Raw genomic sequence first — 24,148 nt, 5'->3', positions numbered from 1 at the left:
TGTTGCCTTCCCCCTGTTCACATATAGTGTACTAAATTACACTCCATGTGTCCAAGTTTCCTAAGGGGCTATTGAGGTTCATCTTCAACTACTCCAATTGTTTTTTGGTGGCGAGCGTTCATTATTTTTTCTTTATTCAAGTAGACTCACTCCATCATTGACCCCTTATTTAAGAAATACACTTAGCAATGCATAGATTAATGCTCCAAGAACAGCCGTTATGGGAATCGTTAGGTATTTAACAATCCGTTGTAATTGTTCTGGATCCATAATGATTCACCTTTAGGTTTATTGCCTTGCCAATGGTTTTTGAAAGTATTTCTTCTGGAACCATAGAGCAACATTCACTAATGCAATCATTACAGGCACTTCTACAAGAGGACCGATAACAGCGGCAAAAGCGGCTCCCGAATGTATTCCAAAAACACCGACTGCAACTGCAATAGCTAATTCAAAGTTGTTACTTGCGGCTGTAAAAGCAAGGGTTGACGTTACAGGATAATTCGCTCCTGCCTTTTTACCCATTAAGAAGGAAACCAAAAACATCACTACAAAGTAAATCAACAACGGAATTGCGATACGTACCACATCTAGAGGTAATGCAACAATCATTTCACCTTTCAAAGAGAACATCACAACAATCGTGAAAAGTAATGCGATTAACGTAATAGGGCTGATTTTAGGGATAAACACCTTTTCATACCACTGACGACCTTTGGATTTTACTAACGTGTAACGAGTAATCATTCCTGCAAGGAATGGAATACCTAAGTAAACAAAAACACTTTTTGCAACTTCTGCAATGGTAATGTCAACAACCATCCCCTGCAGCCCAAACCAACCTGGCATAACAGTGATGAAAAAATAGGTGTAAACGGAATAAAACAATACTTGGAAGATAGAATTGAATGCAACCAGACCAGCTGCGTATTCAGTGTCTCCCTTACAAAGGTCATTCCACACAATAACCATCGCAATACAACGAGCCAAACCTATCATTATAAGTCCAACCATATACTCTGGATAACCTTGCAAAAAGACGATTGCTAAAACAAACATCAGGACTGGACCAATAATCCAGTTTTGGACAAGAGAAAGCCCCAATACTTTCGTGTCTTTGAACACCCTACCTAATTCTTCATAACGCACCTTTGCTAGTGGTGGGTACATCATAAGGATTAAACCAATCGCAATGGGAATCGAAGTTGTACCTACCTGATATTGATTCAGGACACCTACCAGGTTGGGGAAAAAGAAACTCGCCCCAATTCCAATAGCCATAGCAACAAAAATCCATAAAGTAAGATAGCGGTCTAAAAAAGATAACCTTTTTCCAACTTTTTCACTCACGTTTTTGGCTCCTTTCCTAATCACATTTCACCAACAAACCTTGTTTATCCAGTTCTTCAATTTCTGTGGAGAAATCAGGCAAATGGTTTAGTCCATAGCCAATTTCCTCCAACTTTTTGCGGTTTAAGGAATAAAATACCCATTGTCCTCTTCGATTTTCAGTCACCAAGCCAGATGTTTTAAGCCGATTCAAATGTTTGGATACAGCTGGCTGAGAGATGTTGAAAATAGGTATTAACTCGCAAACGCAAAAATCACGGAGATTTAATAAGGCAATTATTTTCAACCTTGTCGGGTCTCCAAGAGCTTTTAAACAGTCTGCTAACTGATGAATATCCACTCTGCATTCCTCCCCTCAAACATAATAGTAATATAACGATATGGTTATTTCAATACGAAAGGATGCCTTTACATAATCTTTACAATGAGTATCATTAGCAATGATCATTAATTTTATTCCTTTTCTCACAAGCTTAGTGCCACCGTGGTGCTTTCTTCTTTTTGAGTTAAGGGTTTTTTATCCCTTCTAACTTTTTAAAGGCTTTGACGGGGTAATTCTATTGTTTCGGTTCGTTATTGGCTTTTACCTAATCTTTTCTGTTTTAACTCTGCATTAATTGATTTTCTGTTTTCCCAAACATACCTTACAGGGTCGTCAATATGACTCTCCGATTTATCTGTCCAATTCTGTCCATATGAATAGTTGTAAAACTCCTTATCTGAACCAAATATTAATTCTGTTTTTCCACCAGCGTAAATGTTCAAGTCTTTAAATGTAAATTTGTATTTTCTATCATTTGGGTCAACACTAGCATATTTTTTGAAATCATCAATAAACTGTTTTGCATCTATAAGGGTTCTGATTACCATCTCAATAAGTCTCCTTTCTGTCGTTGGGATAGTCTTGTTACTTAAACAATGGTACGGACATTATATATTGCTATTTTGGCTTGTCAAATTTGACGTATGGTGCAATTAATTGATTTTCACAATAGGAATTGTCCATCTTAACAAAAAAACGCCCCAGAAAGCCTTATAGGAGTTCTGGAGCGTTTTTGAATTAGCAACGCTTCATATGTTGTTTCTTCATTAACCAGCCAATAGTCTGTTAAGGAATATTCTGTCTACCTCTAACTCTACTTTCTGGTTTACCACTATTTGTGATACGGTTCCCCCCGACTAATCCGAAACCCCCGATAAACCTGCTCCAACAACACCAACCGCACCAACTGATGCGGAAACGTCATCTTCGAAAAAGACAACAGCGCATCCGCTCGCTTCAGCACCGTGTCTGCCAGCCCGAGCGATCCGCCGATCACGAACGCCACCTGGCTGCGCCCGTGCAGCGCCAGCCTGTCCAGTTCTGCCGACAGCTTTTCCGACGACCACATCTGCCCCTCGATCGCCAGTGCGATCACATACTGGTCCTGTTTGATCTGCGCGAGGATGCGCTCGCCTTCCTTGCGCTTTACCTGCTCCATTTCGGCCGCGCTCATTTCTTCCGGGGCTTTTTCGTCGTTGACCTCGATTACTTGCAGTTTGCAGTAGGCAGACAGGCGCTTGCTGTACTCGTCGATGCCCTCGCGCAAATACTTTTCTTTCAGCTTGCCTACGGTGATAATCGAAATTTGCACGTTCGTCTACATTCCTTTCTCTTTCAAAAGCGCAATCTGGCCTGGCTCGCCGCATACCCGGCAGCGCTTGTCGGCTGCGCTGTCGTCGATCGCCTGTGCCGGATACGTGTCCGGTGCCGTCTCGAAGTCGTTCACGTAGTCATCCAGTTCCTGCTCCAGATGCTCCATGCAGGAAAAACGCACCGGATATCCCGCTTGCAGCTCCACTTCCTTGCCCTCTATGCGAATGCTTTCCATCATCTTGTCCATCTCCATTGCCTCTTTTCCGCGCATTTTCATGTCGCTTCTTATTCTACCCCAGAACGACAGCAAAACAAATCCATGACCTGCTGATTTGCTGCTCCGAACTAAGCTAAGCTGACACTTCACCCCAGTTTCCACACAAAAAAAAGAAAGCGCCGATCTCAGCTCGACGCTCTACAAAGAAGGGATCTATTTTACAAATAGATAGAGGGGGGAACTACTTATATGCAAACGGGACAAAATCGTCCCGGAATTGCTGCCAGTTGGTTGCTGGCGAGACACTCCGGTTTGACAACAGGCTTCCAGAAGACTTCTGCCTTCCGTCTTTCACCAGCCACCAGAACGCCGCCAAGCTCGATCTTTACTCACGGAGCGGACTTGCATTCACAGCCCTTATTCATGCTTCATGCCATGCCATGTCCGCATCTCCATCTATGGAAACTCTATGAAAGGAAGCGCAACGCCATAGCAACAACGCAACGCTTGCCATCCATAAGCTTAATCGACCACAAAAGCCTTACTGTTGTTACTCACAATATCACGTCAACTCATCACTGCGGTGTTTTCGTCAGCTTGACAGTAGCCGTCTTCTTGAAGCCGTCACGGTAGTACGTAATCACAACCGTGTCGCCCGGCTTTTTGTTCAAGGTCAGGAACTTGCGCAGTTGAGCGCCGTTGGCAATGTCCTTGTTGTCCATTTTGACGATGACGTCGTATTGTCTCAGGCCGACTTCGCCCGCTGGGGAGAATTTGCCGACTTCGCCTTGGATGACGACCCCTGCTTTTACTTCATCCGGCAGGTTCAAGGTTTCTTTCCAATGCACGCGCGGCACGTTGGTCAGGTCGAATGGCTGTACGCCGAGGTAAGCGCGTTCCAGCTTGCCTTTTTCCATCAACTCGCTGACGATGACTTTCACGTCATTGATCGGCAGGGCAAAACCAAGACCTTCTACACCGGCTTTGGAGATTTTCAGCGTATTGATCCCGATGACCTGTCCTTGAATGTTGACGAGCGCGCCACCGCTGTTGCCCGGGTTGATCGCTGCGTCCGTTTGCAAAACATCCAGTTCCCAGTCGTCCTGGCCGTCTTCGTTAAAGTCCATCGGCATGGAGCGCTCCAGAGAACTGATGATGCCCTGTGTCACCGTGCGGGAAAACTTCATGCCCAGAGGGTTCCCGATGGCGATCGCCGGCTCGCCTACTTGCAGCGTGGAGGAGTCCCCCAGCTCGGCAACGGCGGTTACCTTGGAGCCGTCGATTTCCAGGACGGCGAGGTCGGCGTACGGGTCAGCACCCAGAACCTTCGCGTCCACCTTTTCCCCTGTCGGCAAGGCGATTTCCAGCTTCTGCGCCTGGTCGATGACGTGGTAGTTGGTGATGATGTGGGCTTTGCCGCCCTTTTTCTCGAAAATGACGCCAGAACCTTCACCCTGCTCGACATCTTGCGTATTGCTGAACCAATTGCTGCGGGCACGGCCGATATTGATGACGCCGACAACCGCGTTCTCCACTTTTTTCACTGCGTTTACTGTACCGGTTTCTACCTTTACAGATACAGGCGTGGCAAACAGGTTGGCCGCGGGATTGCTCATGACGTTTGACGCTCCTGGCTTGACCATATTGATATATCCGGAGTTGGAGAGAGTCGGCAGCATGAGCAGGACGACCATTCCCCCAATCACCGCCGACGTTACGGACGTCAAGACAGTGCGACCGATAGAACCGCTTCGTTTTTTCCGCTCCACGTGAGTCAAATCATCGTAAAACCCCATGATTCACACTCTCCTTCTTCCTCTACTAATACTAGGGTTACAGGTTTTTCATTCTCCTATACCCCTGTGTCAGCCGATTGCATGTATGAGTTCGTTGCTGTCTGTTCCTTTTGACACCTTTAGTATACGTCCTGGTTTCGGCAAAATCGCGTGAGAAATATGGAAAGGTTGTGGAATGAAAAAAGCAAAAAGCCCTCGGAATATTTCACCGAGAGCGCGGATATGATAGATTAAAAGCTTTTTCTGACACCAGCTAAAAGAAAGGGTTGATAGAGTATGAAAGAAGTACAGCTCATCGCCAAGCTCGCCGATCTGCAGGAAACGGATTACCACAATACGCTTGTCCTGCATGCCCTGATCGACCTCCTCGTTGCAAAAGGACTGCTGACGCATGACGAGCTGACAGCCAAAGCAAAGGAGCTCGACAGCCAGCTCAGCTTTCAGCTCGATACGATGGCCAAGCTCTCCGATGCGATCAGCAGCCGCCAGACCCGGATCGAACCGCTCCTATAGCTCTTCCAGCTTGGTCGGGCGGTCCGGGTATGTATCGCGCAAATGCACGTCATCCCCGACGGTCAGCCCCTTTTCTTCCAAAATGTTTTTCACCGTCAGTCGGGCCAGGTCGATCATGTTGTTTTCCTTGCTCAAATGGGCCAAATACACGCGCTCTGCTCCGCCCGTCAAACACTCGGTCAAAGCGTCGCCTGCCGCCTCGTTCGACAAGTGGCCCACGTCGCTTAAAATGCGCCGTTTAATGCTCCACGGATACTGCGACATACGCAGCAGCTCGACATCGTGATTGGACTCGAATACATACGCGTCCGCACCGCGAATCGTCTCCTTGATCCGGTCGCTGACATAGCCCAGGTCTGTTGCCACACTGAGCTTTTTCTTGCCGTGATAAAAGCAAAAGCCCATCGGCTCCGCCGCATCGTGCGAGATGCCGAACGACTCGATGCCCAAGTCCTCCAGCTCCCGCTTCTCCCCTACGGCAAACAGGCGCTTTTGCTCTTCCTTGATCGCGCCAATCTGTCCGTTCAGCTCCGCCCACGTTTTTTCATTGGCGTAAATCGGCAAATCGTATCGCCGCGCCATGACGCCGACCCCTTTAATATGGTCGACGTGCTCGTGGGTGACGAGGATCGCGCTCAAGTCGGCAGGATTGACGCCGATTGTTTGCAGCGCGGCCTCTGCCTGCTTGCCTGTAATCCCCACATCGATCAGCACGGAAACACGGTCTGTCGCCACGTAGATGGCATTGCCTGTGCTCCCGCTTGCCAACACACTAAATCTCACCGAACATCCCTCTTCCCGTCGCTTTCCCTGGCTGTCTATTGTTCATCGCTGCGTGACCATCGCCCGCTCCAAAGCCCCGGTGAACGCGTTGACAAAATGCTGCTTGCCATCGTGGACGACCCGCCATACCGGAGCCAGCGCCTGAATATCCGCATCGTATGAACCGTAATAGCCCAGGCTTACATTCTCAATCCGTTCACCCGGCTGGATAATTTGCTTCTCGACCAGCGAGAGCAGCGCCTTGTAGCCGGAGATGACCTGCCGCCCGCCTTTTTGTTCCCGCACGTGGAAAAACGTTTGCCGATAGCCCAAAATCGCTCCGTTTTCCAAATACACTTCCAAAGGGGCGACGAAGATCGGCATTTTTTCGTGAACCTGCCAGTACAGCAGCCGTGATTGATTCGACTGGTACGAATCCGGCCCGTACTGCTCGGCGTACATCAGCCTTGGCCCGATCTGACGCAGCAGCTCATTCGGCGTCAGTTGGCCGCGAATCTGAATCGGCGGATCCAGCCTTGCCGCAAGCGACATTTTCTCCACCGTAGCCTGAATGCCAGGCAGCTCAAGCAAGTTAATCGGACTGATTCCGACGTATTCCGCATCGAGATAAGCCATCTCCGGAGTTTCTTGCGGAACCTCTGTGTCCAGGGCAATATTTTGCTGATTCAGATACAGCTCCATATTCCACTTTTCTCCCTGCGCCACTTCCTTGTCATTCCAGAGGCTGATGCGCGTCACGTACACCTGATAGAAAAGAAACAGATCGAGCAGAAGAAAGGCCCAGATCAGAATGGTCTTCGTTCTACTCCAATCCATGCGCCCCTCCTCCTCCCTGCTTCACTCGCGCGAGAATGTACAGATTCCCCTGATTCGCCAGCTCGACGATCCAGGTCGGAACCAGATCGACGTATCCGTCTCCTATGACCGTTTGATAGGCGAGGTAGGCATTTGTGATTTGTTCCGTATCGGCCAGCTTTTTGTCCCGGATCAGCTTGTACAGCTCCGGCCCCGACATGATCGTCTGCTCGTTGTTGCCGATGTATTTATCCAGATCGAGCAGGGAACGGCTCATCGTTACAACCTGTCCCGCTTCCGATGTAATCTGGATCGTATCAATCTGGATCGGCTCACTTGTGCTCACCAGAGGATACGCCCCGACATACTGGCGGAAGGTGATTAAATCTTTTTCATTGTAGCTTTTCTTGATTCGTTCAAAATGAAAATCGTCCAGCCAACCGAGATGCTTGTTGATAAACGTAACCGCACTCTGGACTTTTTCCTCGTCAGACAGCTCCTGCGCCCGCTGCTGGTAAGCTGGGTCTGTGAAGGTGATCGCCTGCTGCTCTGCCCTCAACTGGATGGATCTGCTGCCGTCTGTGAAAATGACTGTTTTGTCCCGCTCCATGATTTGTCTGACCAGCGACTGGTCGATAAAATACGCCTCCATCAGCCGCTCGTTGGTGACAGGCACATAGCTGTAGCGGAACTGCTGCATCCGCATCTGGTTTTTCGGCAAGTAATACATGCTCCAGATCGGCGTCGGGCCTTCGAGTACCGAATAAGTCCGCTCCGGCCTGACGACCTTCATGATTTGCTCCGGCATAGAACTGCCGGAAGCCAAGTACGACTCCCGCAAATCTTTTGGGCTGATCGAAGTACGCGAACGCATCATGCGACCTTCCTCTGTCGAGAGAAACAGCGCATAGACGACGTCCTCGTCTTTTTCGTAGTACAGCCACAAGCGGTCAATGCCCTTGATGCCGCTGTCATACTCGTCGCGAAACGTGACCAGTCGCGATACGATCGACAGCGGTACTGTACTGCGAAACCGGACCTCCAGCCCCAACTTTTCCCGGGCAATTTCCCCCCACTTTTCATTGGACAGCGCAAACGGGGAGAAATCGAGGAAAATCCATTTCGACATCTCGCTTACGATCAGGCTGTAAGGCGCATCTGTCGCTACTGCACGCGTATGGCGCTCTTCCCCGTAATGAAACACGACCGACTCCGGGGTCACCAATTGCTCCAGCGTCTTTTCCTTAACCGGTTTGGACTCTGTGTATTGTGCGGGCTCGATGAACTGCAAATTGGGCTGGTTCGACCACAGCATAGCTGTCAGGCAAAAGCTGGCCACGACCAGCAGGATCAGCAAGACGGTCTTGGCAGGCTCCAGCATCCGCTTCATCCCGCATTACCTCCTTGGGCAAATGGGACCCAGAACGTCACCGTCGTCCCCACGTTCCATTCGCTGGTAATCTCGATATCTGCGCCGTGAGCCTGAACCAGTTCGCGGGCGATAGCCAGTCCCAAACCTGTGCCGCCTTGTCCACGCGAGCGCGCTTTGTCTACCCGGTAAAACCGTTCAAAAATTCGCTTCAAATCACGGGCCGGTATCCCGATCCCTGTATCGCTAATCGAGATTTGCACCCGCTTCTGACTGCGGTTTTCTTTGGCGGACAGCACGACCGTGCCGCCTTGGGACGTATATTTGATCGCATTGGACAGCAAATTGTCCAGCACCTGGTTGATCGCATCCAAATCAATGTACACAGGCGGCAACTTGTTTGGCACATCAACAGTAAGCTGTACCTCCTGCTGCTCGCTGAACATGGAAAAGCGATCGGCCGCATAGCGCAAAAGCCGGCTGATGTCCGCCTCCTTGCAGTGCAGACGCACGCCCTGCGAATCGAAGCGGCTAAGCTGCAGCAAGTCATTGACCAGGCGAATCATCCGCTCTGTCTCGGACATGGTCACCTTCAAAAAGCGATTGGACAGCTCCGGCTCATCTACTGCACCGTCCAGCAAGGCTTCCACGTAGCTTTTGATCGTCGTCAGCGGAGTGCGCAGCTCATGCGAGACATTGGCGACAAACTCCCTGCGCTGCTGCTCCAGTCGCTGCTGCTCGGTTACATCCGCGACTACCGCGATGATCCCGCCCTTTTTTCCGCTGTCGTGCTGCAAAGGCGTAAACGTCACGCGCAAAATGACTTCTTCCTGATTCGGGAGGCGCATTTCAATAAACAGCGGCTCCTCCTGCGCGTACAAAGACATCTCTTCCTCGGGAGGCAGGCTGAGCAGATCGGCGAGCGTCCTTTTTTTTCGCAAAACATCGGCCATACGCACTTGCAGCATCTCTTCCGCTGCGCGGTTGAACAAAATAATCTGCCCGTTGCGATTGGCCGCGATCACGCCGTCCGTCATGTTGCTCAAAATACCCGCGAGCTTTTCCCGTTCTTCCTCCTGCTGCAAAATCGCTTCCTGCAGCCGCAGCGTCATGTGGTTAAAGGCCATTCCCAGTTGGCCGATCTCGTCGTCGCTGTACACCCGCACGCTGCTGTTGAAATCGCCGTCGGCAACGAGCCTTGCCTGTTTGGTCATTTCCTTGATCGGCTTGGTAATCGTTCGCGCGAGCACGACCCCCAGGCCCGCCGTAATGACGAGCGCAAACATCGTGCCCGTCGCCAAAATTCCGTTCATTTTACGAATCGTCGTGTAGGTGCCTTCCATCGAAGCCATCATGTAGACTGCGCCATAGACGATCTGGTCGCCTTTTACGGGCAGCACCAGCACCTTTACCCTTGCTCCGGTGCGCGGGTCAATCCGCATCGACTCACTGCGCGTTCCGAGCAAAGCTACTGTGACCTCCGGCTGCGAGGTGCGCTGACCAATCGTGCTCTTGTCCTCTGTCGTGCTGACCACTGTTCCGGTCTGGTCGATGACCTGCACATTGGCGCCGTTTATTTTCACCAGGTTGTTAATGAGGTTGTCGATGTCCTGGCGGTTTTGCTCCGCGCTCGGCTCCTTCCCGTCGCGCGGCCGCAGATCGCTCTCCAGCAAACTCGCCAAAAGGCTCGCCTGGGCATTGAGCGCCTCTGAAAAGTTATTGATGTAATAGCTCTCCACTTCCCTGGCAAAATAAGCGCCGATGAACTGCATGGCGAGCAGAATCAGCAGCATGTAGATGACGACCATTTTCCACTGGATCGTTTTGAACAGCCGCCTCATCATCCAGGCGTGCCTCCCACCCCGGGATTGCGCATGGTGTAGCCTAATCCGCGCCGCGTAATAATGTACTTCGGCTGGCTCGGGTCGTCCTCGATCTTTTCGCGCAAGCGGCGGATCGTGACGTCCACCGTCCGTACATCGCCAAAATAGTCGAAGCCCCACACCGACTGAAGCAAGTGCTCCCGCGTCAAAACTTGTCCCTGATGACGGGCCAAGTACATCAGCAGCTCAAACTCGCGGTGCGTCAGATCCAGCGGTTCTCCCGCCTTCTCCACCGTGTACGAGTTCAAATCAATTTCCAGCTCGTGCACACGCAGCAGATGCTGGCTGTCTTTTTCCTCGGCTCTTGGGCGGTGGCGGCGCAAATGCGCTTTGACCCGCGCCACCAGCTCACGGGTACTGAAAGGCTTGGTCACGTAATCATCCGCTCCCAGCTCCAGCCCCAGCACTTTATCCAGCTCCGAGTCCTTTGCCGTCAGCATGATGATCGGCACGTCGTGCGTTTGCCGGACAGCCCGACAGACGTCCATTCCGTCCCTGCCCGGCAGCATGACATCGAGCAAAATCAAATCCGGCCGCTCATCCTGAACGACAACAAGCGCTTCGTCGCCATCGTAGGCGCACACGACCTGATACCCTTCTTTTTCAAACGTGAACTTCAATATATCTGCAATCGGCTTTTCATCGTCTACCACGAGGAGTTTTGCCATCCCGCTCCCTCCTTTTCTCTATAAGGATTCCACTTCGAACATCGCTATTCCTCTACAATACACCATGTCCACCCGGCATAGAAGCCCCTGCCAGCCACTCCCTGCCTTTCGCATCGTCAAAGTGCCGACATAGCAAAAAGGGCTCCTCCAAAGAGTCGCCCTTTTCTATCCAAAAATTACATGTCTATTTTAAGAAACGCATCGGGTTCTGAACTCGTCCATTTTGATGAACCTCAAAATGGAGATGGACACCGGTAGAGTCTCCGGTCGAACCTTTTACGCCAATTTTCTTCCCTTGTTCAACTACATCGCCGACCTTCACGCTGATCGTGCTCAAGTGGCCATACAGCGTTTCCATCCCGTTTCCATGGTCGATGATGATCGCTTTTCCGTAATCGCCGTCCCAGCCCGCGAATTTGACGCGGCCGTTGTCTGCCGCCATGACAGACCCTGATCCGGCAATGTCGATTCCTTTGTGCAGTCGGCCCCAGCGAGAGCCGAATCCGCTGCTGATATATCCGCTTGCAGGCCAGCTCAGACGGCCTGTCCCACGCGAAGGAATAACCTTTGTTCCGCGCTCCATGATTTTTGCGACTGGCTGTGCAATGACTTCTTGTTTGACAACCTTGCGCTCGACAACTTGTCCATTTTCTTTCACGACTTCATACTGAACGAGCTTCGTACCGTTTTTGCCTTCTTGAACAACTTTTGTTTCCCCTTTGGGAAGCTTGTCATTGTTGTTGATCTGGGTAGGGAATGCAATGACTTCTTGCTGCGAAACGTCTTCCTTCACCCGTACCGTAACCAACGGGCGAATCGCTGTGACGTTGATTTCCTGTCCTAGCTGCAAAAGCGTGTTTTCCGTAATGCCAGGGTTATTGGCATAAATGTCTTTTGTGGTAATTCCGTACTTTTTGGCAATACAGCCGATGCAATCGCCCTCAACTACCGTGTGCTTCAGTTCCTTGAAGGTGCCCTTGACCAAAAGCTCTTCGACTTTTTCGGCAGGCAAAATTTGAGCTGCAGGTACTGTTTCCGTCTGCAACTCTACGTTTTCTTTGAAAGTCACTTCTTTTACCGGGGTTGCCTTCATCTCCGCCATGGACGCCGCCGCTACTGCGGCTTTTTTGCCAGTGAGAATAGGCACGCCGGAATATTTTTGCTTCACTTCGGCCAGCACTTCTTCAGCCGATTGCTGATCGGGCAAGTAGCCGACCACTTTGCCGTCGATCACCAGCTTCACTGCCTGAACCTTGATGTCTGCCACGGAAGCCAGCGCTTTGACTGCGGCATCGTTGTCAAAAGGAGCCTTGAACTGGCGCTCTTCCTTGAAGGTGATGTAATCCGCCAGCGTCAGATTCAGCCCTTTTTTGGCTTTTTCTTCTGCCAGCTTTGCTGCCGTCCAATCCTGAATGACCTTAGGATCGTTCACCACACCGATTTCCTGTCCGTTTACGATGACGTGATAGACCGATGTGACATTGCTCGTATAGTAATATTGCGCCGAAGCTCCGGCGGCCACCGTCACCAGCAATCCCGCTGCGATGGAAACCGTTTGCTTTTTATGTCCCTGGATGTACGAGCTTGTACGTTTCATTGCACGTTTCGCCAGATCGCTGCAATCCCGAACGATGCGTTCGGACCGTTCCTGCAGCTTGGCCTTCCACTCAGACCATTGCATAACTTGTCCCTCCTGAAAACAGATACAGCTATCTCGTTCCATTTCCTGAAAATTTTAAATATACCGACTAGGTCATATATCCCAATATTTAGTTACCAATTATCTGCCAAAATGCCTAAAGAAACCAACTATGTCGACTTTACCATAAATTTCACGACAACATCAAGTGTAAATTGCTGTCGAATAAAAAATATGACGAAGCGTCACCATATGGACATACAATTGGGGGTTTTTTTCATTACTGGGAGGCTGATTACGTGAAAGAACGCAACATTTTGGCTGGATTCCATACCGAGGATGAGGCGAAACAGGCAGAAAATGCGCTTCGACAAGCCGGCTTTACGACCATTCAAATCGACAAAATCGGCCAATTTCCAGGGGACGGATTAGAACAGATCACCACCCCGCTCTCCGGCGATTTTCCGGGGGTAGGGGTGCTGACACTGGCTGGCGATTTTCCAAGCGGGCCGGATGCACGCATCCTGGCAGCGGCGAATCCGGATGCCAGCGGGCTGTCCGATCGCGGTGACGATAATCTGACCCGTACGGTGCTGCTGACTGCAGTCGTTGCGGAAGAACGGGGGGACGAAGCGATCGCCATCATCCGCTCTCATGGCGGCCTGATCTGAAATGTGAAACACAATAAACAGCCATCTTTCCCTTTTTGGAGGAAAGATGGCTTATTTCGTCTCAGGCATCCAGGCTTACACCTCTTGCATTGATGTCACGTCTTTCAGGGCGAGTCTGCGAATCGTCGTTTTCTCTGCGTCGTTTTGCTGCTTGTAAGTGGTGATGAAGCAAAGGTAACCGTTGTTGAAATGAGTCATGGTCCCCTTGATAACGACGCCGTTAATCATTTTCACCTGTACGTTTTTCCCCAGCAGCTTCTTGGCTTTTTGGTCAAACCCCATCATCACGATCACCTCTCCATTTCTCCTTATGTCTAACCTTATGCCCAGAGGGTGCCGTTTCTTGTCTGTCCGTAAAAAAAGGAAAAGCTGCCGAATTATCGACAGCTTTTTTCATACGGCTTGCCCATGAAAATGGTCAGGCCGACTTTTCTGCTACGACGTTGGAACTAGGCTTATCCCCAGATGCCGCGCACAACAACGGTTTGCTCGCGATCTGGCCCTACGGAGAAGATCGACATTGGGATACCTGTCAGTTGTGTGATGCGCTCGATGTAGTGGCGAGCGTTTTCTGGCAGGTCGTTCAGATTGCGAACACCGGTGATGTCCTCGGTCCAGCCTGGCAGTTCTTCGTAAACAGGCTCGCATTTTGCCAGCAGGTTGAGGTTTGCCGGGAACGATTCAATGATTTCGCCATTGTATTTATACGCTGTGCAAATGCGCAGAGTCTCAACACCAGAGAGCGTATCCAGCTTGGTGATAGCCAGACCAGTGATACCGCTCACGCGACGGGCATGACGAACGACTACGCTGTCAAACCAGCCTACGCGGCGGGCACGGCCGGTTGTCGTACCGTACTCGAAGCCAACCTCGCGGATGTGATCGCCAGTAGCGTCAGTCAGCTCAGTCAGGAACGGACCGTCACCTACGCGAGTGGTGTACGCCTTCGCTACACCGATTACTTGATTGATTTTGGTTGGTCCCACGCCGGAACCGATAGTCACGCCACCCGCAATCGGGTTGGAGGAGGTGACATAAGGATACGTCCCTTGGTCGATGTCGAGCAGTACGCCTTGGGCCCCTTCAAAAAGAACACGGTTTCCGTTGTCAATCGCATCGTTGAGCACAACAGATGTGTCGGTTACGTATGGACGAATGATTTCTGCCAGAGCGAGGTACTCATCCAGCACTTCTTGCAGGTCAAAGCCAGTCGTATTGTACATTTTCTCCAGCAGCATGTTTTTCTCTGCCAGGTTGCGTTCCAGCTTGCGGGCAAACTCATCGCGATCCAATAGATCGGCAATGCGGATGCCGATGCGAGCTGCTTTGTCCATGTATGCCGGGCCGATCCCTTTGCGGGTCGTACCGATTTTATTTGCACCGCGGCTGTCTTCTTCCACGCCATCCAGCTTGATGTGGTACGGCATGATGACATGCGCGCGATCGCTGATTTTCAGATTGCTAGTGGAAAAACCGAAGCTGTGAATGTACTCCAGCTCTTTTACCAATGCCTTCGGATCGATTACCATACCGTTTCCGATTACGCAGGTCTTGTCAGTATAGAAAATTCCGGATGGAATCAGGTGCAGCTTATATTTGTTACCATCAAAAATAATGGTATGGCCGGCGTTGTTACCCCCTTGGTAACGTGCCACTACCTCTGCGCTTTCAGCCAAATAGTCTGTAATTTTACCTTTACCTTCATCGCCCCACTGGGTTCCGACGACAACGACTGTTGACATCGAAAAACACCTCCTGATATCATCATGTCCTTTTGGGCCTGAAACAATCTAAGTGTACTAAACCATTTCTTGCATGTCAACGGAAAATACGAACATTTAAATAGTGCAAAGATTATATGTTCGGCAATTCAAGCAAGAAAAAAAAGCCGGAATTGCTCCGGCTTTTTCTCCATTTGCTCTATTATCCAGCCTGATTTCGAAAGCGCTGATCCAAGCTTACGAATTTGTTAAATTCTTTGAGGAATGCCAGCTCTACCGTCCCGGTCGGGCCGTTTCGCTGTTTGGCGATGATGACCTCGATGACGTTTTTGTTTTCCGTTTCCTTGTCGTAGTAGTCATCACGGTACAGGAACGCAACGATATCGGCGTCCTGCTCGATCGAACCGGACTCGCGGATGTCGGACATCATCGGGCGCTTGTCCTGCCGCTGCTCTACGCCACGGCTCAACTGGGACAAAGCGATTACGGGAACATTCAGCTCACGGGCGATTCCTTTGAGCGTACGGGAGATTTCCGATACTTCCTGCTGGCGGTTGTCTCCCTTGCCGCGGCCGTGAATCAATTGCAGGTAGTCGATGAGAATCATGCCCAGGCCGCGTTCAGCCTGCAATCTGCGGCATTTTGCGCGAATGTCCTGCACGGTTACGCCTGGCGTATCATCAATAAAAATCGGTGCCTTCGCCAACGTACCAATCGCCATCGTCAGCTTCTGCCAGTCGTCTTCCTCCAGCGTACCGGAACGCATCCGCGAGGCGTCCAGATTGCCCTCGGCACAGATCATACGCTGTACCAACTGGGAAGCGCCCATCTCCAGAGAGAAGATGGCGACAGTCTCTCCAGCTCGTGCAGCGACGTTTTGCGCGACATTCAAGGCAAAAGCCGTCTTCCCGACAGAGGGACGGGCTGCCAGAATGATGAGGTCGCTGCGCTGAAATCCGGCTGTCATTTTATCCAAATCGGTATATCCGGAAGGAATCCCGGTAATGTCTCCACGCCGTTGACTCAAAAACTCGATCCGTTCATACGTTTCCAGAAGCGCGTCACGGATTGGTGTAAAACCGCCGCTGTTGCGGTTTTGCCCGATCTCCATGATGTACTTCTCGGCATCCGCAATGATCTCCGTTACGTCGTCCTCGCGGGAGTAACCGTCGTTCGCAATTTTTGTTGCCGTATGAATCAAGCGCCGTAGCAGCGCTTTTTCTTCTACAATTTTGGCGTAGTATTCGATATTGGCCGCGGTCGGAACCGAGCTGGCGATTTCGGTTAAATACGTGACGCCGCCGACTTCATCTAACAGCTTGTGGTCCTGCAGCTCAGCGGTTACGGTAACCAGATCGACTGGCTCGCCCTTTTCGTACAGGTCCACCATGGTTTGAAAGATGCGCTGATGCGCTGTCTTGTAAAAATCCTCCGGACGGAGAATCTCAATGGCCGTGATTAAAGCTTCCTTAGACAAGAACACGGCACCCAGCACTGATTGTTCCGCTTCCTTGTTCTGCGGCGGCACACGATCCAAAAACAGGTCGCTCACGTCACACCCTCCAGGATTGCGTCATTATTCTTCTACCACGTGAACTTTGAGTGTCGCAGTTACTTCGTTGTGCAGCTTGACTTTGATTTGCGTTACGCCAAGCGCGCGGATGGCGTCCATCTCCAGCTTGCGTTTGTCCAGCTTGATTTTGAACTGCTCTTCCAGCGCTTGTGCCACTTGTTTGCTCGAAATTGCGCCAAACAGTCGTCCGCCCTCGCCGGCTTTTCCTGTTACTTTTACTGTCAGCTCGCTCAGCTTCGCGCCCAGCGCTTGTGCTTCCAGCTTTTCCTGCTCCTTGCGCTTCTCTTCGCTGCGCTTTTGCGCATCCAGCGTTTTTATGTTGCTATCTGTAGCTTCCTTCGCCAGCTTGCGCGGCAGCAGGAAGTTGCGTACGTAGCCTTCAGACAGGTCTTTGATTTCGCCTTTTTTGCCTTGGCCTTTTACATCTTGAAGAAAAATGACTTTCATCATCGTTTCCCCCTTTTCAAATTGGCCTACACGACCGAATCAATCGCTTCTTTCAAACGTCGAGTCGCTTCCTTCACGGAAATGCCCTGAATTTGCGTGGCGGCTCCTGTCAGGTGTCCGCCACCGCCCAAGAGCTCCATGATCGCTTGCACGTTGATGTCGCCCAGAGAGCGTCCGCTAATCAGGATCGTATCGTCTCCCCGCTCGGCAATGACAAAAGATGCCTGGATGCCCGAGAGCGTAAGCAACTGCTCGGCCGCCTGGGCCACCTGGACTTGCGTGTAGTTCTCGGTAGGATCCCCAATGGCAATCGCCATATTATCTCTGTACGTTTCCGTGTTCATAATGATGCGTGCCCGCTTCACATACTGCGTCAAATCTTCCTTCAGCAAACGTTGAACAGCAGCCGTATCGGCCCCGTTGCGCCGCAGGAAGGACGCCGCTTCAAACGTGCGCGAGCCTGTACGGAACGCAAAGCTTTTCGTGTCTACCACAATCCCTGCCAACAGTGCGGTGGCAATCAGATTGTCGATATTCAAGCGCTCGCTCTGATATTGCAAAAGCTCTGTGACCAGCTCAGATGTCGAAGACGCATACGGTTCGAGGTACAACAGAACCGGCTCGATAAACTCTTCGGAGCGTCGATGGTGGTCAATGACGACGATCCGGCTTGTCTCACCGAGCAACTTCGGCTCAATGACCAGCGAAGGACGGTGCGTATCGACAACCACGAGCAACGTGCGGCCCGTCACCAGTCTGATCGCCTGCTCCGGCGTAATAAATGTTTCAGCCAATTCCTCATTGGCGTAAATCTCCCGCATCAAGCGTTCGACAGAGTTGTTGCCTTCATCCATGACGATATAGGCTGCCTTGTTGTGCAACTGCACGGCCTTCAATACACCAAGCGAAGCACCGATGGAGTCCATATCTGGCTGTTTGTGGCCCATTACGATCACATGCTCAGCCTCGTGGATCAAATCGCGCAGCGCATGGGCGATCACCCGTGCCCGAACGCGCGTCCGTTTTTCTACCGCATTTGATTTGCCACCGTAGAAGGTGAGCTTGTTACCGATCTTGATCGCGCACTGGTCGCCACCGCGGCCCAGCGCAATGTCCAAGCTCGATTGGGCCATTTGCCCCAGCTCGATGTACGTCGTCGCCGCTGCCCCAACCCCGATACTGAGCGTAATCGGAATTTTGTTGTCAGCCGTCATTTCCCGAACCACATCGAGAATGTCAAAACGCGTTTCTTCCAATTTATCAAGGGCTTCCCGTTCCATCAGCGCCAAAAATTTGTCAGCCGTGATTCGGCGAAGGTATATGCCATGTTTGTTGGCCCACTCTGTAATCACACCAGCCACGCTTGTCGACAAAAGCGTACGGCTCTGATCGTCCATGACTTGTCCAACCTCGTCCAGGTTGTCGAGGTGAATAATGGCGAGAGCAGCCTTTTCGCGATGGTAACGCGTCGTCAATTCTTTGAAGTCCGTAATGTCCTTGAAATACAAAAGACGCTCATCGGACCGAACCATGACTTCGTAAACCCGCTCATTGTAAGTAAATTCGAGCCGTTTTTGTTCCGGCTTCCACACGAGTTGGGGGAATACCTCTTGAAGGTTCTTCCCGATCATCGACTCATCCCCGGACATATGTGTCATGAACGGGTTGACCCACTCGATTGCCTTTTCCTCGTTGTATAAGAGAATTCCGATCGGCAGCTCCTGAATAACGCCTTCTCCGGCTTTTTTCACGCGGTGAGTGACTGTCGCCAAATACAGGCGCAAGTCCCGCTGAAATCCTTTTTCTGCTTGAAGGGCGTATAGAACCAGGCCAATCAAGCAAACAATGCCGATCGCCCCGTACATCCAATGGTGCAGGGTCAAAATCCCCAACAACAGCAAGCTAAAGCTGAGTGCCAGGACCATGTGCATCCCGTACCAACGCTTTAACAGGAATTTGGGCATCTCCTCAGCCCCTCTTCACTCTTGTTTCCAGTTTTTCACGCAAACGAAGCCCTAAGTCAAATATCCCTACCAGACTAAGTATAGTGCTTAAGAACGGAAAAATAAATAGACAGACAACAAGCACTGGAGTCAATCTCTTCCACCCGTACAGGTACGCTGCAAACAGGCAGAAGCTCAAACCTTGGAGTGTAAAAATCCCGTCCAGCATGACTTTTACGTTCATGATGGCGGTCTCCCAGAACGTTCCCTGCATGCTGCCGCCAAACACCAGAATGCTAATCATGGCGAGGAAATAATAGTACAGCAAAGATCGCGGGAAACTCCACTCCCGGATTGGCTTCAACGCCGGAATCGGCTTTTTGATCCGTTTTCCAATCAGGCTGGCCAATCCATGTGTGATCGCGCTGGAGATAAAGCTGAACATCACGATGCTCGTAGGCAGCACCATTTTGATAAGAGCAACCGTCTGGTCAAATTGCTCTTTTGTCACGAAGGAAGGGCGCATTTGAGCGGTCTGTTCCAGCATGGTCTGGAAATTCAGGTTCATTCCAAATGCCATGAAGGCAAGCCCGAAAACGGTGCTGAGAAACACAACACCAGCTCCGGCTACAATCGCCGGAAGTGCCTTCCCTCTTTTCGCATAAACAATTCCCATGGCAGAGCCCCAAACCGCTCCGCTCAAGGCGATCGCAGCAGCGATCGGTCCTGCGATGATCCAGCCAAGGAACGTGTACACGACAGAGATCCACACCATAATCGACACGTTGCGGCTTACGGCCAGGAAAATAAACGGCAGCGGTAAAAGGAAACTGACCAGTGCTCCCAGTACGGTATATGTACTAAGGAACAACAGTACCAGTGCAATACCCAGCATCAGGGCATTTTCAGCCAATTGCTTCGTTTTGGAAGGCATGTCAGCACCTCATTTGCGAGTAGCGAAAAATATGGAAAAAAGAGGGCCACGCAATTGTGTCCCCCTTTTTATCGCTTGTGTAAATTATTCAGCCGTGTAAGGCAGCAGTGCTACTTGACGAGCGCGTTTGATCGCAATTGTCAAAGCACGTTGATACTTCGCAGAAGTACCAGTTACACGACGTGGCAAGATTTTGCCGCGTTCGCTGATGAATTTTTTGAGCAAGTCTACATCTTTATAGTCGATGTGCTTGATTTTGTTCACTTTAAAGAAGCATACTTTACGACGCTTATTAGGACGTCCTTTGCGTGCCATGATAGTCCCTCCTTCTTAGGAATGTGAAAGTTTTACGATTCTTAGAACGGCAGTATTGAAGAACGTACACTGTGTAATTCCCCGATACCCCTTGTTCTAATTGAGTTTTTATTGATTACACACACGTCGCTGTGTAAATCGTGAATTCACTTTTCTTAAATTACCACAAATACATCTAAAAATCAAATGTTTAATCGGGCCACGTTCCGCCTCGATAATTGTACGTACTTATACAACCTCCTCGGTGTATATACTAATGGTGGGGTACAGTCCCCTCCTTGCATTTAGAGCAAATAGGCTACCACGATTGTTAGTTATGGTAGTCTATTTGTCTCTCCAGAACTAAACAGGCAGAAATTTAAACGTTCCCAGACGAAAGATGTATATGTAATTTTTGTACTAAGCCCTCGTTGTCCTGTTATTTTTCATACTATACGCTAACTTTCCGTAGACGGTTTCCTGTTTTTCATCCTCTCCTTCAGCGATACTTTAATGCGATAAAAGCTGTCGGCGCCAGCGCCTTGGTAGCCTGTACGAGAAGTGATACAGCGACTCTAATGGTATCCTTCGCATATGCGGGTGGCGGCATCGGTTAGTTCGTCGTCGGTATGAGCGGCCGACAGAGAAAAGTGGACTGCGCGCCGTCCCGGCGGGCAAGCCGGTTATCAATCATACCACGCCCTGGCCAAAGAAGGCTTTGAACACGTCGCAAAAAATACGAATTAGCCGCGAGATGAAGGACGAAGTGTACAATCTGCTTTTTCCTAGCACCAAAATCCCTAATCAGATAGGCGAAAAAAATCCCCCGCCTATGAAGGCAGGATCCTCATTCAATTTACTCTGGACATTTGGAAAAATTCGCTGAACCATATCGCTAAATTCTTCGAAAAATCCGCTAAACGGGTCTTCCTTGCTCAACATCCCTCACGTATCGGTTCACGTGTTCCACAAAATCGGGGTTCGTGGTACATACACATTTTTAATGGTCAGATCCTCGCCTCTTGCTGGGCAATTCGGCATGGTTCAACAATTCAAGTTTCACGGGAGTGAAATTCCTTTTTGCAACCAGAAAAGCGATGGACAAATGTCCGCCGCTAAAAGCTTACCCTGTTTTCTTTGCAAATAGTCGCAAATGCCGCGCAAGAGGCAGCATGCCGAACGTGACTTGCACCTCTGCCTCGCCCAGCGCCTTCAGCATCCCGGGCAAACCAGCGCGCCTTGGCTTGGATGGTTTTGGGGTATACGCATCGTCAAGTGAAAAAACGACCGCCTTCTTTTTAAAGAAAGCGATCGTTTTTTCACTTGCTGTTTTATTGATACTGCCGTGGCTGCAAATTCTGATTCTGCCAGCTCTGAGCCATTGGCCAGCCCGCACTCTGCACGACGGCTTGTTGTTGCGCTGTTTGTTGAAGCTGAGAACAAATTTGCATCGCCTGCTGCATCTGCTGTATGGCAGTTTGATGTCCTTGCAGAACAGATTGAATGGTTTGAACCGCTTGACGTTCTTTCTGGGCCAGCTGATCCAGTTGGGCGGCGTTTTGCTGCTCCTGTTGCAACATTTGCTGATACATGTTGCTCGATTGCTGCGTTTGCTGGATCAACTGTTGAATAATCTGCGCGCATTGGCTTGCTTGCTGTGAAAGGTTTTGTTGATACACGATCATTGACCTCCTTCAATATGGTAGGACTTCGTCCCCCAAAGGTTATTTTGTGCAAGCGCCCATTTTTCATGTAACGCCTATATTGTGATCTCACACTTCATTTTAATGAAACTGCACATCAATTTGCCGTTGGGTATCGGCTTTTAATTTCGGCATTCGAACTTCAAGGACACCGCTGCGATACGTTGCTGTCGTTCCTTCCGTTTGAACGCGTGATGGCAAAGACACCGACCGTTGGAATCGTCCGACAAACCGTTCTTTGCGGTGTATTTGTTCCTGTTTCACTTCATTCGCTTGCTTTATGGTCCCACTAATTGTAAGCATGTTTTCATCCACATCGATATGAAGGTCTTCTTTTTTATCCAAACCAGGGATTTCACAAGAAGCAATCACTTCATGTTCATTCTCAAATACATCAATACGAGGGGTTGCAAATCCTAGACGCGCGCCGATTTCCGGAAGACCTTCGTTAAAAATTTTTTCCAAATCCCTTCTCCATAGATCGGTATTGCGAAACGAATCCCAAGGAATGAGCGGCATGTAATTTCCTCCATTGTCATCATTTTTTCAAGCTTTATTTTGTACTCTTCGGGAAATATTATTCTTTGCTACCCTGCATTGTTGAATTGAAATATGCTTTTTTGGGTCGCGACTCCCGGCAAGAGCCCCTGAAAAAATTGTTGAGAGTTTGTTTAGCGCAATGTTACCGACACATTTAAACTGTTCCCTTAAATGCGGGTAATTGAACAATAACGTTTGTGCCTAGATCAGAGCTATCGATTTTCAAAGAGCCTCCCATTTTTTCGATCATAACTTGACTAAAACTGAGCCCAAATCCAATGGCGTCCTGTTTACTTGTAATAAACGGTAGGATGATTCGGGACTGCAGATCTTCTGGAATTCCTGCTCCTTGATCGCGAACAATGATGTGGATGTGATTATCCGTAATGTTAATTCGGAGCGTTAAGACAGAACCTGGGGGACTTGCATCTAATGCATTGTTAATGATTTCTTGCAGCGCCGCTCGCAGCAACTTGGGGTGTCCAAACACAAAACCGTTTTGCTCCGGAAATTCCAGAGCGAAACGTACTGTTTTCTCCAATGCTTGGACCTGTATATCTGGAATCCATTCTTGCATAAATGAAAGAAGAGAAATAGGAACAAATTTCCATTCGAAAGGTTTTCCAAAGAGCAAAAATCGCTGCAACGCTTTGTCGATCGTCTGAATTTGCTCATCAAGCAGTTTAAAGTATCCGGCCAATTTCTGATGAGGTGGAGATGCCGCGAATTGTAAAACGGAAACATGATCCTTCAAACTTTTTTCCAGAAGTTGAAGCGTCCCTTTGATTACCGTTAAAGGATTTAGAATGATATTGGCTGTGCCCGCCGCCATATGCACAATGGTTTCCCTTCTTTCTTTCTCGCATTGTATTTTCACGTACTGTTGAAAATCTTGGATATCGGCCATCAGAACAAAACATTCCCCTTTTAGCTGCGGGTATACATAGGTGATCATGGATCGTACTTTGCCATCTAACCTCTCTTGCACGAGTACTCCCGAGTAATTCTTTTTATCCTGCAGTACTTGCCCCACGATCGATTGTAATGCCGAGTGTTCAGGGAATTCTTCTCCGGAGGTTACTGTGTACCAGGTATTCATGGTTGTATTTAAAAATAAAATTTTGGCTTCTGAATCGACGATAGCCAGTCCAATATCCATTTGATCTGAATTCATGAGGAACTCTACGATTTGCCTCATCACCATTAACTTCCTTCCCGGCCACTTATCGTGTGCAGAACTACAGTAAAAAAGCCAGCTAATTTCTCGTCACGAAGTGGAACCCGATTTCTAAGATTATACCTATAAGCCGTTACAGAGCGATGGGAAAGGATACGGTAAAAGTTGTACCTTCGCCAACCTCGCTTGCAACCTCAATATTCGCATTGTGATACTCTGCAATCTGATAACAAATGGATAGCCCGAGACCTGTCCCTGTCTCTTTCTGTGTAAAAAAAGGTTGTCCGATCTTTTGCAACAATTCTTGCGGAATTCCAACCCCGTTATCCCTCATGCTTACTTTAACCCATTCATCGCATCGCATTTGTTCGATCCAGACAGTTCCCCCTTCAGGCATCGCTTCAATGGCATTCTTAATCGAGCACTTTGCATAATTCCATTTTCGAGAAAAAGACAACAGATTTATATGGCCTGTGGTTGGTTTCAATGTCGTGAT

The 24,148-nt window shown here is 49.7% G+C and carries 25 protein-coding genes; 2 read left to right on the top strand and 23 right to left on the bottom strand.

What is annotated here, in order from left to right:
• Positions 1–288: 288 nt before the first annotated feature.
• The 6 genes from arsB to AC3WQH_RS23035 form a co-directional block, all read right to left on the bottom strand.
• The gene (gene arsB / locus AC3WQH_RS23060; protein WP_026678517.1) at positions 289–1,350 is read right to left on the bottom strand and encodes an ACR3 family arsenite efflux transporter; all 1,062 of its coding nucleotides are present in this window, start codon (positions 1,348–1,350) and stop codon (positions 289–291) included.
• A gap of 16 nt (positions 1,351–1,366) precedes the next feature.
• Entirely contained in the window at positions 1,367–1,690 is a 324-nt protein-coding gene (locus AC3WQH_RS23055; RefSeq protein ID WP_290426598.1) for an ArsR/SmtB family transcription factor, read from the bottom strand.
• Positions 1,691–1,923: 233 nt separating this feature from the next.
• Complete coding sequence (locus tag AC3WQH_RS23050; RefSeq protein ID WP_290426597.1) at positions 1,924–2,220, bottom strand: hypothetical protein; 297 nt, start codon at positions 2,218–2,220, stop codon at positions 1,924–1,926.
• Between the two features lie 284 nt (positions 2,221–2,504).
• Positions 2,505–2,984, bottom strand: coding sequence for a 23S rRNA (pseudouridine(1915)-N(3))-methyltransferase RlmH (gene rlmH / locus AC3WQH_RS23045; RefSeq protein ID WP_007780437.1), 480 nt, complete (start codon positions 2,982–2,984; stop codon positions 2,505–2,507).
• 6 nt (positions 2,985–2,990) lie between these two features.
• Positions 2,991–3,233, bottom strand: a complete 243-nt coding sequence (locus AC3WQH_RS23040; protein WP_007780439.1) for a CxxH/CxxC protein — start codon at positions 3,231–3,233, stop codon at positions 2,991–2,993.
• Positions 3,234–3,778: 545 nt separating this feature from the next.
• Positions 3,779–4,999 carry a S1C family serine protease gene (locus AC3WQH_RS23035; protein ID WP_005831709.1) on the bottom strand — a complete coding sequence of 407 codons (1,221 nt, stop codon included), beginning with the start codon at positions 4,997–4,999 and terminating at the stop codon, positions 3,779–3,781.
• 276 nt (positions 5,000–5,275) lie between these two features.
• On the opposite strand from AC3WQH_RS23035, the gene AC3WQH_RS23030 reads away from it, so the two are divergent.
• Positions 5,276–5,512: a hypothetical protein gene (locus AC3WQH_RS23030; RefSeq protein WP_197187556.1), complete on the top strand. Its 237-nt coding sequence runs from the start codon at positions 5,276–5,278 to the stop codon at positions 5,510–5,512.
• Here the strand turns inward: AC3WQH_RS23030 and AC3WQH_RS23025 are convergent.
• From AC3WQH_RS23025 to AC3WQH_RS23000, 6 genes are all read right to left on the bottom strand, one after another.
• Positions 5,507–6,295, bottom strand: coding sequence for an MBL fold metallo-hydrolase (locus AC3WQH_RS23025; RefSeq protein ID WP_007780446.1), 789 nt, complete (start codon positions 6,293–6,295; stop codon positions 5,507–5,509). The genes AC3WQH_RS23030 and AC3WQH_RS23025 overlap by 6 nt on opposite strands.
• A gap of 42 nt (positions 6,296–6,337) precedes the next feature.
• Entirely contained in the window at positions 6,338–7,111 is a 774-nt protein-coding gene (locus AC3WQH_RS23020; protein ID WP_005831717.1) for a two-component system regulatory protein YycI, read from the bottom strand.
• Positions 7,098–8,480 carry a YycH family regulatory protein gene (locus tag AC3WQH_RS23015; RefSeq protein WP_005831719.1) on the bottom strand — a complete coding sequence of 461 codons (1,383 nt, stop codon included), beginning with the start codon at positions 8,478–8,480 and terminating at the stop codon, positions 7,098–7,100. Before AC3WQH_RS23015 ends, AC3WQH_RS23020 begins: the two co-directional genes overlap by 14 nt.
• Positions 8,477–10,300, bottom strand: a complete 1,824-nt coding sequence (gene walK, locus AC3WQH_RS23010; protein ID WP_025846297.1) for a cell wall metabolism sensor histidine kinase WalK — start codon at positions 10,298–10,300, stop codon at positions 8,477–8,479. Before walK ends, AC3WQH_RS23015 begins: the two co-directional genes overlap by 4 nt.
• Complete coding sequence (yycF, locus tag AC3WQH_RS23005; protein WP_005831723.1) at positions 10,300–11,010, bottom strand: response regulator YycF; 711 nt, start codon at positions 11,008–11,010, stop codon at positions 10,300–10,302. The genes walK and yycF overlap by 1 nt, the downstream gene beginning before the upstream one ends.
• A gap of 184 nt (positions 11,011–11,194) precedes the next feature.
• Positions 11,195–12,691, bottom strand: a complete 1,497-nt coding sequence (locus tag AC3WQH_RS23000; RefSeq protein WP_005831724.1) for a LysM peptidoglycan-binding domain-containing M23 family metallopeptidase — start codon at positions 12,689–12,691, stop codon at positions 11,195–11,197.
• A gap of 257 nt (positions 12,692–12,948) precedes the next feature.
• Between AC3WQH_RS23000 and AC3WQH_RS22995 the strand changes: the two genes are divergently transcribed.
• The gene (locus AC3WQH_RS22995; protein ID WP_005831726.1) at positions 12,949–13,320 is read left to right on the top strand and encodes a hypothetical protein; all 372 of its coding nucleotides are present in this window, start codon (positions 12,949–12,951) and stop codon (positions 13,318–13,320) included.
• A gap of 75 nt (positions 13,321–13,395) precedes the next feature.
• Here AC3WQH_RS22995 and AC3WQH_RS22990 read toward each other — a convergent pair whose 3' ends face one another.
• From AC3WQH_RS22990 to AC3WQH_RS22940, 11 genes are all read right to left on the bottom strand, one after another.
• Positions 13,396–13,605 (bottom strand): hypothetical protein, encoded by a 210-nt coding sequence (locus tag AC3WQH_RS22990; protein WP_007780462.1) that lies wholly within the window; start codon positions 13,603–13,605, stop codon positions 13,396–13,398.
• A 170-nt stretch (positions 13,606–13,775) separates the two neighbouring features.
• On the bottom strand, positions 13,776–15,062 hold the full coding sequence (locus AC3WQH_RS22985) for an adenylosuccinate synthase (RefSeq protein WP_005831731.1): 1,287 nt from the start codon (positions 15,060–15,062) through the stop codon (positions 13,776–13,778).
• 181 nt (positions 15,063–15,243) lie between these two features.
• Positions 15,244–16,593, bottom strand: a complete 1,350-nt coding sequence (gene dnaB / locus AC3WQH_RS22980) for a replicative DNA helicase (RefSeq protein ID WP_005831733.1) — start codon at positions 16,591–16,593, stop codon at positions 15,244–15,246.
• 24 nt (positions 16,594–16,617) lie between these two features.
• A complete protein-coding gene (rplI, locus tag AC3WQH_RS22975) occupies positions 16,618–17,061 on the bottom strand; it encodes a 50S ribosomal protein L9 (RefSeq protein WP_025846303.1) in 444 nt (147 codons plus the stop codon).
• 26 nt (positions 17,062–17,087) lie between these two features.
• On the bottom strand, positions 17,088–19,025 hold the full coding sequence (locus AC3WQH_RS22970; protein ID WP_005831736.1) for a DHH family phosphoesterase: 1,938 nt from the start codon (positions 19,023–19,025) through the stop codon (positions 17,088–17,090).
• A 4-nt stretch (positions 19,026–19,029) separates the two neighbouring features.
• A complete protein-coding gene (locus AC3WQH_RS22965) occupies positions 19,030–19,917 on the bottom strand; it encodes a DUF2232 domain-containing protein (protein ID WP_242507439.1) in 888 nt (295 codons plus the stop codon).
• 105 nt (positions 19,918–20,022) lie between these two features.
• Complete coding sequence (gene rpsR / locus AC3WQH_RS22960) at positions 20,023–20,253, bottom strand: 30S ribosomal protein S18 (protein ID WP_005831740.1); 231 nt, start codon at positions 20,251–20,253, stop codon at positions 20,023–20,025.
• 1,310 nt (positions 20,254–21,563) lie between these two features.
• Positions 21,564–21,911: a hypothetical protein gene (locus AC3WQH_RS22955; RefSeq protein ID WP_007780473.1), complete on the bottom strand. Its 348-nt coding sequence runs from the start codon at positions 21,909–21,911 to the stop codon at positions 21,564–21,566.
• Positions 21,912–22,016: 105 nt separating this feature from the next.
• Positions 22,017–22,454, bottom strand: coding sequence for an Hsp20/alpha crystallin family protein (locus AC3WQH_RS22950; protein ID WP_005836070.1), 438 nt, complete (start codon positions 22,452–22,454; stop codon positions 22,017–22,019).
• Positions 22,455–22,629: 175 nt separating this feature from the next.
• Positions 22,630–23,673, bottom strand: a complete 1,044-nt coding sequence (locus AC3WQH_RS22945) for an ATP-binding protein (RefSeq protein ID WP_005836072.1) — start codon at positions 23,671–23,673, stop codon at positions 22,630–22,632.
• Between the two features lie 112 nt (positions 23,674–23,785).
• A partial coding sequence (locus AC3WQH_RS22940; RefSeq protein WP_492329335.1) for an ATP-binding protein occupies positions 23,786–24,148 on the bottom strand: 363 nt, incomplete at its 5' end.

The organism is Brevibacillus sp. FW301-21C12A, from assembly GCF_058788915.1.
Note: the sequence above shows the minus strand (reverse complement) of the source record. Positions and strands in the feature narration are given on the sequence as shown.